An 11,900-nucleotide genomic window follows, 5' to 3' on the forward strand; every position below is an offset into this window, starting at 1 on the left:
GGACTTGGTCATGCAATTTACTATCAACAGAGACGCCTTACTTAAGCCATTACAAATGGTGTCTGGTGCTATAGAGCGCCGCCATACGCTGCCTATTTTATCTAACGTATTACTGGAAGTAACGGAAGCAAGCTTGTCACTTACCGGCACCGATTTAGAAGTGGAGCTGGTGGCCACTACTGACGCCCTTACCGTTCAAAGCCCCGGCCGTATTACCGTGCCAGCAAAAAAATTACTGGATATTTGCCGCAGCCTGCCGGAAGGTTCAGACATTCGCGTACAGCTGCAGGGTGATAATTGCATTCTTACCTGCGGGAAAACCAAATTTACGTTATCTACCTTAAGTGCGTCTGAGTATCCTAACCTGGAAAGCTGGCAGGGCGAGGTAGACATTCAGCTGAGCCGGATGCAGCTGCGCAAATTATTAGACGACACCGCCTTTTCTATGGCGAATCAGGATGTGCGCTATTACTTAAATGGCTTGCTGTTTGAAGTAGATAACGGCGCAGTAAAAGCAGTAGCTACTGACGGCCACCGTTTGGCGTTAAGCGGCCTTGATTTGCCGGGCCTGACGGCGCAACAAAAGCAAATTATTATTCCGCGTAAAGGCGTGCTTGAAGTCATGCGCTTACTGGCCAGCGATGATCAGCTTATTACCCTGAGCCTGGGCCAGAACCATATTCGCCTGACTGACAGCAACTATGTATTTAGCAGTAAGCTGATTGACGGCCGCTTCCCCGATTACCGCCGGGTATTGCCGCGTAACAGCAATAAGCTGGTTACTGCGCACCGCAGCGTATTAAAAGATGCCTGTACCCGTGCATCTATTTTATCTAATGAAAAATACCGTGGTGTACGTTTCACGCTTACCAGTGGCGAGCTGCAAATTGTGGCCAACAACCCTGAGCACGAGCAGGCTGAAGAAATTATTGAAGTAGAATACCAGGGCGACAACCTGGAAATCGGCTTTAATGTGGGTTACCTGCTGGATGTACTCAATACCTTAGCCACCGATTTAGTGGTGCTGCACCTGAACGACGCTAACTCCAGTGCGCTGGTAGAGGGTGTTGGCAATATTGGTGCTTCTTACGTTGTTATGCCAATGCGCCTGTAACTATGTCACTGTTGTCAGTTAGCGCCAGTCAGTTTCGCAATCTGACGGCAGTGTCGTTAAGCGCGCATGCTCAGTTTAATTTAATTATTGGTATGAACGGCAGCGGTAAAACCAGTTTGCTGGAGGCCATTTATTACTTGGCTCATGGCCGCTCATTTCGTACCAGCCGGCCGCAGCGTTTAGTGCAGCACGATACCGATGCCTTTGTTATTCATGCTAAGGTGTCAGCGCAGCAACAGGTGCACAGTTTAGGCTTACAGCGCGACAAACAGGGCGATTTGGTGCTGCGGCTTAATGGCGCTAATGTTCATCGCCTGGCTGAATTTGCCAGCTTGTTGCCGGTGCAGCTGATTACGCCAGACAGCTTTCGGTTATTTTTTGGTGGCCCCAAAGAGCGGCGACAGTTTTTCGATATGGGATTGTTCCACGTGGAACCTGCCTTTTTCGATAGCTGGTTACGGTTTAATAAAGTATTAAAGCAGCGCAATGCTTTACTGAAAACCAGCCGCCAGTACGACAGCCAGTTCGAGTTTTGGGATCAGCAATTTGTATTGCTGGCGTTTGAGCTACAGCAGTTGCGCCAGCACTATGTGAGCCAACTGGAAGCAGCGTTTCGCCAGCTAACTAACGGCGATGAGTTAATGCAACAGCTTAGTTTTCAGTTGCAGCAAGGCTGGCCAGAAAAAATAGCCCAGCCGGCAGAACTGCTGCAGTTGTTGCAGCAAAGCTTTAGCCAGGACAGCCGTATGGGTTTTACCCAGTATGGCCCGCAAAAAGCCGATTTAAAGATTAAAAAAGACCAATGGGCAGCAGAAGAAGTGTTATCCCGTGGTCAGTTAAAAGTGTTATTATTTGCGCTTAAAATTGCGCAAAACAACGTAATTCGTGACAACGGCCAGAAACAACCGCTGTTGTTAATCGATGATTTGGCGTCGGAGTTAGATCAAGAGTCAACCCGGCAGATTTTTAGCTATTTACGCGATATTAACTCACAGGTTTTTATTACTGCAATTAACGCTGAACAGGTTTCACCTTTTATCACCGCCGATCAACTGGCGATGTTTCACGTGGAACACGGGCAGCTAACAGCACGGACAGATGACGATGGCCGAACAACATAACTACGATTCCTCGAGCATTAAAGTATTAAAAGGACTGGATGCAGTTCGTAAAAGACCGGGCATGTACATCGGCGACACCGATGACGGCTCAGGCTTACACCACATGGTATTTGAAGTCGTTGATAACTCTATCGACGAAACCTTAGCTGGCCACTGTTCTGATATTTGGGTAACCATTCACAGCGACGGTTCAGTATCCGTGCGCGACAACGGCCGTGGTATTCCAACCGACATGCACGAAGAGGGTGTATCGGCCGCTGAAGTTATTATGACAGTGCTGCACGCCGGTGGTAAGTTTGACGATAACTCCTATAAAGTATCCGGTGGTTTGCACGGCGTAGGTGTATCAGTAGTTAACGCCCTGTCTGACAAGCTGGAATTGACCATTCGCCGGGCTGGCAAAGTACACCAGCAAATTTATCATCTGGGTGTACCACAAGCGCCATTAGCGGTAATTGGTGAAACAGAAGACAAGGGTACTACCATTCGTTTCTGGCCAAGCCCAACGGTATTTACCGATATCAACTACCACTTTGATATTCTGGCTAAGCGTTTACGTGAGCTGTCGTTCTTAAACTCTGGCGTTAGTATTATTCTGGCCGACGAGCGCACCGACAAGAAAGACCACTTTAAATATGAAGGCGGTATTGAAGCCTTTGTGCAGTACCTAAACCGTACAAAAACCAGCGTGCACCCCAAGGCATTCTATTTTACTGATCAGCGCGACGACGGCATTTCGGTAGAAGTGGCCATGCAGTGGAACGACAGCTATCAGGAAAATGTGTTCTGTTTTACTAACAACATTCCACAGCGTGATGGTGGTACCCACTTAGCCGGCTTCCGCGGTGCTTTAACACGGGTATTAAATACTTATATTGAGCAGGAAGGCTACGCCAAAAAAATGAAGGTACAGGCCTCTGGTGACGACGCCCGTGAAGGTTTAACGGCTGTTATCAGCGTAAAAGTGCCAGACCCGAAATTCAGCTCGCAAACCAAAGACAAGCTGGTTTCCAGCGAAGTACGCTCAGCGGTAGAGAGCGTAATGGGCGAGAAGCTGAACGAATACCTGTTGGAAAACCCGGGCGATGCCAAAATTATCGTTGGCAAAATTGTCGATGCTGCCCGTGCCCGTGACGCAGCGCGTAAAGCGCGTGAAATGACCCGCCGTAAAGGCGCGCTGGATATCGCTGGTTTACCTGGCAAACTGGCCGACTGCCAGGAAAAAGACCCGGCGTTATCTGAACTATACATAGTAGAGGGTGACTCTGCGGGTGGTTCTGCCAAGCAGGGCCGTAACCGCAAAAACCAGGCGATACTGCCGTTGAAGGGTAAAATTCTGAACGTAGAAAAAGCCCGCTTCGACAAAATGTTGTCGTCGCAGGAAGTAGGTACGCTTATTACTGCGCTGGGCTGTGGCATCGGCCGTGAAGAATACAACCCGGATAAAACCCGCTACCATAGCATCATCCTGATGACGGATGCTGACGTCGACGGCTCGCACATCCGTACGCTGCTGTTGACCTTCTTCTACCGTCAAATGCCAGAGCTAATCGAACGTGGTTACATCTATATTGCTCAGCCACCACTGTACAAAGTGAAAAAGGGCAAGCAAGAGCAATACATTAAAGATGAAGCCGCCCTAACAGAATACCTGACCACACTGGCCTTGGACGAAGCCTCACTGCATGTTAATGCAGAAGCGCCGGGCATTGGTGGTGCAGCGCTGGAAACTCTGGTACGCCAGTACCACAAGGTGTCAGCCACTATCATGCGGTTAACGCGGAAAATTCCGTACAACCTGTTAAACGAGCTGATCTACGTACCGGCATTAGATGTTGCAAAGGCAAAATCGGCCGAGTACAGCGAGCAGTGGGCGAAAACGCTGGTGCAGCGTTTAGATGACAAAGAAGGCGACGGCTCAAGCTACAGCTATGTGGTGCATGAAGACCGCGAGCGTCAATTGTTCCTGCCAAAAGTGATTATTCGCCAGCACGGTATCGACAACGAATACCTGCTGCACTACGACTTTATTACCTCGCGTGATTACCTGAGCATTGCTGCTTTAGGTGATGCCATCCGTGATCTGGTAGAAGAAGGTGGTTATATCCGCCGTGGTGAGAAGATCAAACCGGTAGAGACTTTCCTGGAAGCGCTGGACTGGCTGATGAGCGAATCAAAACGCGGCCTGTATATTCAGCGCTATAAAGGGCTGGGTGAGATGAACCCGGACCAGCTGTGGGAAACCACCATGGACCCGCAAAGCCGTCGTATGCTGCAGGTAACGATTGAAGACGCCATCGGCGCCGATCAGTTGTTTGCCACGCTAATGGGCGACCACGTAGAACCACGCCGTGCCTTTATTGAAGAGAACGCGCTCTACGTAGCTAACCTGGACGTGTAATTTGACGGAAGTCTGATGTGCGATCAAAAACGGGCCTGCGGGCCCGTTTTTATTTCTGCTCAGTGCTAACTTCCGATTCGGCATAATAATAACCGACACCGTACATAGTGTGGATAAAACGCAGCTTGGGGTAGAGCTGGCGGTGTTTGGCGCGCAGTTTACGAATATGGCAATCTATGGTGCGTTCGCAAATATCGGCATAGTCGGTATAGCTGCTGTCAATTAAGTGGCTACGGCTAAATACCTGCCTGGGGTGGGTTGCCATTAACTGATGAAACTTAAATTCCAGTTTAGTTAGCTTTACCGATTGCTGCGGCGAGCTTAGCGTAAAGCGCAGAGTATCCATAACTAACAGTGGCGGTGGCTGCGGGCTGGCAGGTGCAATAATAGTGCTAGCCGGGCCAGCCAGGGCCTTTAAATGCGAGCTTAAGTCGCCAAGTACGCCGTTTAATTCGGTGATCTGTGCAGCCATACGCTGATAGAGATCTGGTGGAATATCAGATTTGCGCACCTGTTGTTCCAGCAGCGATACCAGCAAAAACGCTTTCTGTGAAAGCTGTGCGCCTTCATGATTATCCGTTTTATCTGTCACTATCATCACACCTCCCGAAAACAATACTATGAATGAAAACTGAATAATGTGAAGGGTATTTTACTTTTATTAACTCTTTTCCCGAATTCTTCCATAATTTTTCCATATTGTTTCGCTAACCTGATGCTGGCTGAATACGGCTCGGTTAAGGTAATAATGGCGATGAACAAATATCTTGTTGGCTTACTGCTAAGCATAAATACACTAACGGCGTGCTCTGCTTTTAATGATACGGCACCACCTGCCGGGTTGGAGGACAGAGTAAAACCGGCAGCTGGTTTACCGGTGTCAAAACTGGACAGCCCGGATCCGGATGATCCGTACTACGCTGCGCTCGAACCCGAGCCGGAAGTGATGCCGCTAAAAAGAAATGGCTCATTATTTAACCCCGACCGGCTGCACAGTTTGTATGTTGAGCGCTCGCATTTTAAAGCCGGCGATATAGTGTCGGTGCAATTGTCGGAATCTACCCGGGCGACGAAAAAGGGTAATACCGAACTGAAGAAAAGCTCTGACTATAACCTGGACCCAATCCAAATCCCTGGCGGTAACCTGAAAATTGCCGGTAGAGAAGTCAACCTGGGCCTAAGCCAGGATCAGCGTTTTAAAGGGGATGGTTCAGCCAGCCAAAGTAACGACTTTGAAGGCGAGCTTACTGTAACGGTAATGCGGGTGCTGAATAACGATAATCTGCTGGTGCGTGGCGACAAATGGATGCTTATTAATAACGGTAAAGAATTCATAAGGTTAACCGGAATTATCCGGGCCAAAGATGTCGATAAAGATAACAAAATTAAATCGACCAAAATTGCCAACGCCCGCATTGAATATTCCGGTACCGGCGCGCTGGCTGATAGCCAGCGTTTGGGCTGGTTAACCGAAAAACTGAATAATCCTGAGCTATGGCCATTTTAAACCGCCGCCAGTTGCTGGCCGTAGCATTGATGCTGCTTAGTGGCTGCAGCTACGAGCGCACCATCCGGTATACGCTGGAGCCGCCAGAGCAAACGCTGATACTGGAAGCAACCGGCTATGCTGTGGTGGAATCACAGCCCGGCAGCAGTTATGAAGACAAGTTATTGCTGGCTATGGCGGCGTCGCGTCAGGACGCGTACCGCCAGTTGGCGGAGCAGCTGTACGGCAAAAAGTTAACCGCCAGCTCCAGCGCCGAACAGTCAGTGCTGCTCGAGGATACTGTGCAAAGCCAGGTGCAGGGCGTGATAAAAGGGGCCGAACTGATTGAAGCGACAGTAGACGGCAAGTTGTTTGTTACCCGGCTAAAACTGGACACGGCTAATTTAATTACACTGCCGCAGGCTAGTTTAACCCCGGCCAGCCCCCGGCAGAAATGGTGGCGCTGATGCGTATATTCTGGCTGCTACTGGCAGTGTTACTGACATTTAATATACAGGCCGAATGGTACAGCGGCAGCGGCACCGCGGTAATTTTTGATGATAACCGCCAGTTGGCACGACGACAGGCAGCAAAGCAGGCGTTGCGCGAAGTGTTGCTGCAGGCCGATGTATCACTGGCTGCGCTGGAGTTATTCCGCCAGCAGGACCTGGCCGAAGAGCTGTTTACGCTGCATTCCTCGGTGCCGGTATCGCAAATTATTATTCAGGAAGAGCATGAGCGTGACGGTCAGTTATCAATAACACTGAAGGCCGACGTCTGGCCGCAGGTAAATTTATGTGACGATCGCAGTATAGCAAAAGCGCTGGTACTAACCCCGTTTAGTTTGTCGGCCGGAGCGACTCAGGTTGCGCTGGGCAATAATGAACTGAATAAAGAAATAACCAGCCGCTTTCATACGGCGATTCAGCGCAGCCCGGCCGATTTTCTGGTGAAAGCCATCAGCAGCGAGCCGTTATTTGCGCCTGAACAATTTCAGCATAGTACCGCCCAGCACCAACTACGTTATATGGCGGAATCGGCACAGGCGCAGTTTATTGTCGCCGGGCGGTTACGTAATCTGGCTTTTGGCCGTCAGGCGGCGGGGTTATTAAAAAAAGAGCGTTGGGTGCGTCAGTTTGCACTGGAAGTCAGTGTGCTTGACGGCGCAAGTGGCCGGTTGATCCAAACTAAACAATACCAAACCCGCGTGCAGTGGCCCTTTGCTATTACCACCGAAGTAAACCCCGCCAGCGATCAGCTGTGGCGCGCCGATTTTGGCCTTGAAGTGCAACGGTTGGTGTATGAGGCGGTAGATGATATTGCCAATGCGCTGAGTTGTGTAAGGGTGAAGGCGCAGGTTATCCGGGTGGCGGGGAGCAACATAACTATCAGCGTTGGCGCCAGACAGGGGATAAAGCCGGGAGATACGTTCAGCTTGCTGCATAGCGACAGCTTTACCGACAGCTGGGGTAACAGCTACGCGGTAACCGCAGAAAATGACAGCCAACTTGAGGTGGTGCGGGTGTATCCGGACCATGCAGAAACACGGGCGGTTAAATCTCATTATCTGGCTCCGGTGCAGGTGCGGGATCAGGTGCAACTAGACAGTGTGAGGGAGAGGCAATATGCAAATTAACGGCAATATGTTTAACACCATGACAGACTGGTTAAGTGACGGCACAGCACAAAGTGATAACAATGCTGACTTTATGCAAACCCTGAACTCGGCGCTGGACCCCAACAGTGAAAACGCAGAGCAGCAAGTTAACCAACTGGTAAGCATGCTAAGCGGCCAGAGCGATACCACAGCAATGAGCGGCCCGGACGCAATGTTTGCAGCGTTAACACAAAATATGATGCAAAGCATGGTGCAGGCAGCACTGGAACCCACACCGGAGCAAGCTGCCGCAGCGGCTGCAGAACTGGCAGATCCTACGCCAACAGCCTTTGCTGATGGCAATGCACCAGGCCTTGCTGATGCGCTGGATATTATTAACCCGCTGCAGCATATTCCGCTGGTAAGCCAGTACTACCGCGACTGGACCGGCGATGATATGGGTTATATTTCGCAAGTGGCCGGTGGCGCCTTCTGGGGTGGCGGCGTGGGTGTTGCCACCTCTTTTGTTAACCTGGGCCTGACCAGCGTAATGGGTAAAAGCCCGTCGCAGTATATTCAGCAGCTGTTTGCCGCTGACGATGTTGCGGATGTAAGTACTGGTAATACAGCAACAGCAGCAAAAACCCCGGCTACAGTACGCCCTGCCAGTAGTTAACGGCAGTTAATTCATCTGTTTGGGGCCACTGCGGCCCCCAATCCTGCAATAACCTCAACCGGGCTGCTAACATTTTTGCCAAAAGCCGGTTCTGACCCTACAGATCGCCGCCACAACCAAGTATACTTTCCAGTCATTTTTTCAGTGAGTCACTACGCATGCATAAGTACGATATTAAAACCTTCCAGGGGTTAATACTGGCCTTACAGGATTACTGGGCGCGGCAGGGCTGTGTATTGGTGCAGCCACTGGATCTGGAAGTAGGTGCCGGTACTTTCCACCCTATGACCTTTTTACGCTCACTGGGGCCGGAACCCACTAACGTGGCCTATGTGCAACCGTGCCGCCGGCCAACAGATGGCCGCTATGGTGAAAACCCAAACCGGTTACAGCACTATTATCAGTTTCAGGTGATTTTAAAGCCATCTCCGGACAATATTCAGGAGCTGTATTTAGGCTCGCTGCGTGAACTGGGTATTGATACCCTGGTACACGATATCCGCTTTGTTGAAGACAACTGGGAATCGCCAACGCTGGGCGCCTGGGGTCTGGGCTGGGAAGTCTGGTTAAACGGTATGGAAGTCACCCAGTTTACTTACTTCCAGCAGGTAGGTGGCTTAGAGTGCCGCCCGGTTACCGGCGAAATTACCTACGGTTTAGAGCGCCTAGCGATGTACATTCAGGGCGTCGATTCTATTTACGACCTGGTATGGACCGACGGCCCACTGGGCCGGGTAACTTATGGCGATGTGTTCCACCAGAATGAAGTAGAGCAGAGCACGTATAACTTTGAACACGCCGACGTTGCTGCGCTGTTTAGCTACTTTGACCAGTGCGAAAAAGAAAGCCAGTACTTAATTGAGCAAGGCCTGGCTTTACCTGCCTACGAGAAAGTAATGAAGGCCTCGCACGCTTTTAATATGCTCGATGCACGCCATGCTATTTCGGTAACCGAGCGCCAGCGCTATATTCTGCGCGTGCGGGCACTGGCTAAAGCCTGTGCAGAAGCCTATTACGCCACGCGTGAGAAGCTGGGTTTCCCACTATGTAACAACCAGCGCAGCAAGCAGGAGGCATAATGAGCGTGCAAGATTTTTTTGTTGAAATTGGCACCGAAGAGCTGCCACCCAAGTCATTAAAAACGCTGGCCAGCGCCTTTGCTGACAACCTGAGTGCCGAACTGGCCAAACTGGAATTAAGCCACGCTGACGTACTTTGGTATGCCGCACCGCGTCGTTTAGCAGTACGTATTAATGCGTTAACTGCGCAGCAAGCCGATAAAGTGGTTGAAAAACGTGGCCCGGCATTAAGCAGTGCCTATGATGCTGATGGCAAACCGACTAAAGCCGCCCAGGGCTGGGCTGCCGGTTGTGGTATTACCGTAGAACAGGCGGAAAAGCTGGAAACCGATAAAGGCGCCTGGTTGCTGCATAAAGCTAAAGTAGTGGGCGCCGCTACGGTAACTTTGCTGCCGGAAGTGGTGCAGCAGGCACTGGCGAAATTACCAATTGCCAAACCAATGCGGTGGGGCAACTCTACTGCTGAGTTTATCCGCCCGGTGCACACCATTATTATGTTGTACGGCAAAGACGTGGTACCAGCGACGATTCTGGGCCGCGTTAGTGGCAACCAGACCCACGGCCATCGCTTTCATGCACCGGAAAAAGTCACGGTTACGCATGCGGATGACTATCTGCCAACGCTGCGTAACGCTTTTGTGGTGGCAGATTTTGCCGAACGCAAAGCCTTTATCGCCGCAGAGGTAGCGAAAACTGCAACCGGCCTTAACGGTAAAGCGCTGATGGACGATGCTTTGCTGGAAGAAGTTACGGCGCTGGTAGAATGGCCGGTGGTGTTAGTGGGCAGCTTTGAGCAAAGCTTCCTGCAGGTGCCGGCCGAGCCGTTAATTTCTACTATGAAAGATAACCAGAAGTACTTCCCGTTGCTGGACCAAAACGGCAAGCTGCTAAATAAGTTTATCTTTGTCGCCAATATTGCCAGTAAAGATCCGCAGCAAATTATTGAAGGTAACGAAAAAGTAGTACGGCCGCGTTTGTCTGACGCGCAGTTCTTCTTTAATACCGACCGCAAGCAAAAGCTGGAACAGCGTTTAGACAGCTTAAAAACGGTACTGTTTCAGCAGCAGCTGGGTACGTTGGCAGAAAAGTCAGAGCGTATCAGTAAAGTTGCTGGCTTTGTTGCCGCGAAAATTGGCGCCGAGCAAGCCGCTGCCGAGCGGGCCGGCTTACTGTCGAAGGCGGACTTAATGACCAATATGGTCGGCGAGTTCCCCGAAGTACAGGGCATTATGGGCATGCACTATGCCCGGCTGGATGGCGAAGGCGAAGCCGTAGCACTGGCTTTGAATGAACAGTATATGCCGCGTTTTGCTGGTGACCAGCTGCCAAGCCGGTTAGAAGGTGCCGCTGTTGCCATTGCCGATAAGCTGGATACCTTAGTCGGTATTTTCGGTATCGGTCAGGCGCCGAAAGGCGACAAAGACCCGTTTGCGCTGCGCCGTGCTGCCATTGGTGCGCTGCGTATTATGGTAGAAAAACAGCTGCCGTTGGATCTGGTGGATATTATCGCCTTTAGCCAGCAAACCTTCGGCACTAAGCTGAGTAACGCCAAAGTGGCGGAAGAAGTACTCGACTTTATGCTCGGCCGTTTCCGTGCCTGGTATGAAGCCGAAGGCTACAGTGTCGATGTGATCCAGGCCGTATTAGCGCGCCGGCCAACTAACCCGGCGGACTTTGACCGTCGTGTTAAGGCGGTAGCAGAGTTCGGTAAGCTGGACGCCGCGGCAGCCTTAGCCGCAGCGAATAAGCGGGTTGCGAATATACTGGCTAAAGTAGAGGGTGATATTGCTGCTACGGTAAATAGCGCTTTATTACAGGAAGAGGCCGAGCAAGCGCTGTACAGCGCCATAGTGGCGGAGCAAGCCTATCAGGCTGGCCAGCATAGCTATGCCGAAGGCCTGGCGCACCTGGCGTCAATGCGGGATGTTATCGACAGCTTCTTCGACAAAGTAATGGTAAATGCTGATGACGCCGCCGTGCGGGCCAACCGTCAGGCACTGTTAAAGCAATTGCGCGAGTTGTTTTTGCAAGTAGCCGATATTTCCGTACTGCAGTGATTTTTAATTAATTGATAAAAAGGGAGCTTCGGCTCCTTTTTTTTGAGGGTGTTCAATATTCTGTGTCAGCTTGGTCACAGGTCGATATGAGCGTCTAAGCGCCCCTCGAAGTGTATCGACAGCTGTGACAGCGTCAGATTCCAGTTTTGCACCGGGTGTGTCCAACGCTCAGATGCCTGCAAGATACCGGCATAAAGCAGCTTAAGCAAACTGTTTTCATTGGCGAATCCGCCCTTGGTTTTGGTCAGTTTACGGAACTGGCGATGCACGGCTTCCACGGCATTGGTGGTGTAGATAGCCGTTCTGACGTAGTCAGGGTATTTAAAATAGGCTGATAGCGTTTGCCATTTGTTGCGCCAGGATTTAATC

The 11,900-nt window shown here is 50.8% G+C and carries 11 protein-coding genes; 9 read left to right on the plus strand and 2 right to left on the minus strand.

Annotated elements, in window-relative coordinates:
* Window positions 1-10: 10 nt before the first annotated feature.
* Genes dnaN through gyrB form a run of 3 tightly spaced genes read left to right on the plus strand, consistent with a single transcriptional unit; the run spans window position 11 to window position 4,636 of the window.
* On the plus strand, window positions 11-1,114 hold the full coding sequence (gene dnaN / locus BLW68_RS04445; protein ID WP_092790618.1) for a DNA polymerase III subunit beta: 1,104 nt from the start codon (window positions 11-13) through the stop codon (window positions 1,112-1,114).
* Window positions 1,115-1,116: 2 nt separating this feature from the next.
* Complete coding sequence (gene recF / locus BLW68_RS04450) at window positions 1,117-2,235, plus strand: DNA replication/repair protein RecF (RefSeq protein WP_092790620.1); 1,119 nt, start codon at window positions 1,117-1,119, stop codon at window positions 2,233-2,235.
* Entirely contained in the window at window positions 2,219-4,636 is a 2,418-nt protein-coding gene (gene gyrB, locus BLW68_RS04455) for a DNA topoisomerase (ATP-hydrolyzing) subunit B (protein WP_092790693.1), read from the plus strand. Before recF ends, gyrB begins: the two co-directional genes overlap by 17 nt.
* 49 nt (window positions 4,637-4,685) lie before the next feature.
* Here the strand turns inward: gyrB and BLW68_RS04460 are convergent, their stop codons facing one another.
* Complete coding sequence (locus BLW68_RS04460; RefSeq protein WP_177172155.1) at window positions 4,686-5,228, minus strand: winged helix-turn-helix domain-containing protein; 543 nt, start codon at window positions 5,226-5,228, stop codon at window positions 4,686-4,688.
* Window positions 5,229-5,390: 162 nt separating this feature from the next.
* Here BLW68_RS04460 and BLW68_RS04465 point away from each other — a divergent pair, with 162 nt between their 5' ends.
* The 6 genes from BLW68_RS04465 to glyS all read left to right on the plus strand — a co-directional run bounded on the left by BLW68_RS04465 (window position 5,391) and on the right by glyS (window position 11,531).
* The gene (locus BLW68_RS04465) at window positions 5,391-6,143 is read left to right on the plus strand and encodes a flagellar basal body L-ring protein FlgH (protein WP_218141297.1); all 753 of its coding nucleotides are present in this window, start codon (window positions 5,391-5,393) and stop codon (window positions 6,141-6,143) included.
* Window positions 6,131-6,589, plus strand: coding sequence for an LPP20 family lipoprotein (locus tag BLW68_RS04470; RefSeq protein ID WP_092790624.1), 459 nt, complete (start codon window positions 6,131-6,133; stop codon window positions 6,587-6,589). The genes BLW68_RS04465 and BLW68_RS04470 overlap by 13 nt, the downstream gene beginning before the upstream one ends.
* Window positions 6,589-7,758 carry a flagellar assembly protein T N-terminal domain-containing protein gene (locus tag BLW68_RS04475; RefSeq protein ID WP_177172156.1) on the plus strand — a complete coding sequence of 390 codons (1,170 nt, stop codon included), beginning with the start codon at window positions 6,589-6,591 and terminating at the stop codon, window positions 7,756-7,758. Before BLW68_RS04470 ends, BLW68_RS04475 begins: the two co-directional genes overlap by 1 nt.
* The gene (locus BLW68_RS04480) at window positions 7,748-8,395 is read left to right on the plus strand and encodes a hypothetical protein (protein WP_092790628.1); all 648 of its coding nucleotides are present in this window, start codon (window positions 7,748-7,750) and stop codon (window positions 8,393-8,395) included. Before BLW68_RS04475 ends, BLW68_RS04480 begins: the two co-directional genes overlap by 11 nt.
* A gap of 158 nt (window positions 8,396-8,553) precedes the next feature.
* Window positions 8,554-9,474 carry a glycine--tRNA ligase subunit alpha gene (glyQ, locus tag BLW68_RS04485; protein ID WP_068237157.1) on the plus strand — a complete coding sequence of 307 codons (921 nt, stop codon included), beginning with the start codon at window positions 8,554-8,556 and terminating at the stop codon, window positions 9,472-9,474.
* Complete coding sequence (glyS, locus tag BLW68_RS04490; RefSeq protein ID WP_092790630.1) at window positions 9,474-11,531, plus strand: glycine--tRNA ligase subunit beta; 2,058 nt, start codon at window positions 9,474-9,476, stop codon at window positions 11,529-11,531. The genes glyQ and glyS overlap by 1 nt, the downstream gene beginning before the upstream one ends.
* A gap of 74 nt (window positions 11,532-11,605) precedes the next feature.
* Here glyS and BLW68_RS04495 read toward each other — a convergent pair.
* The coding region (locus BLW68_RS04495; protein WP_143039918.1) for a transposase at window positions 11,606-11,900 on the minus strand (295 nt) is incomplete at its 5' end.

Source organism: Rheinheimera pacifica, from assembly GCF_900108485.1.
Classification (GTDB): domain Bacteria; phylum Pseudomonadota; class Gammaproteobacteria; order Enterobacterales; family Alteromonadaceae; genus Alishewanella; species Alishewanella pacifica.

Coding starts and splice junctions, on each gene's coding strand:
- BLW68_RS04465 (WP_218141297.1), top strand. CDS start 5,391: ATGAACAAATATCTTGTTGGCTTACTGCTAAGCATAAATACACTAACG.
- BLW68_RS04470 (WP_092790624.1), top strand. CDS start 6,131: ATGGCCATTTTAAACCGCCGCCAGTTGCTGGCCGTAGCATTGATGCTG.
- gyrB (WP_092790693.1), top strand. CDS start 2,219: ATGGCCGAACAACATAACTACGATTCCTCGAGCATTAAAGTATTAAAA.
- dnaN (WP_092790618.1), top strand. CDS start 11: ATGCAATTTACTATCAACAGAGACGCCTTACTTAAGCCATTACAAATG.
- glyS (WP_092790630.1), top strand. CDS start 9,474: ATGAGCGTGCAAGATTTTTTTGTTGAAATTGGCACCGAAGAGCTGCCA.
- BLW68_RS04480 (WP_092790628.1), top strand. CDS start 7,748: ATGCAAATTAACGGCAATATGTTTAACACCATGACAGACTGGTTAAGT.
- recF (WP_092790620.1), top strand. CDS start 1,117: ATGTCACTGTTGTCAGTTAGCGCCAGTCAGTTTCGCAATCTGACGGCA.
- BLW68_RS04475 (WP_177172156.1), top strand. CDS start 6,589: ATGCGTATATTCTGGCTGCTACTGGCAGTGTTACTGACATTTAATATA.
- glyQ (WP_068237157.1), top strand. CDS start 8,554: ATGCATAAGTACGATATTAAAACCTTCCAGGGGTTAATACTGGCCTTA.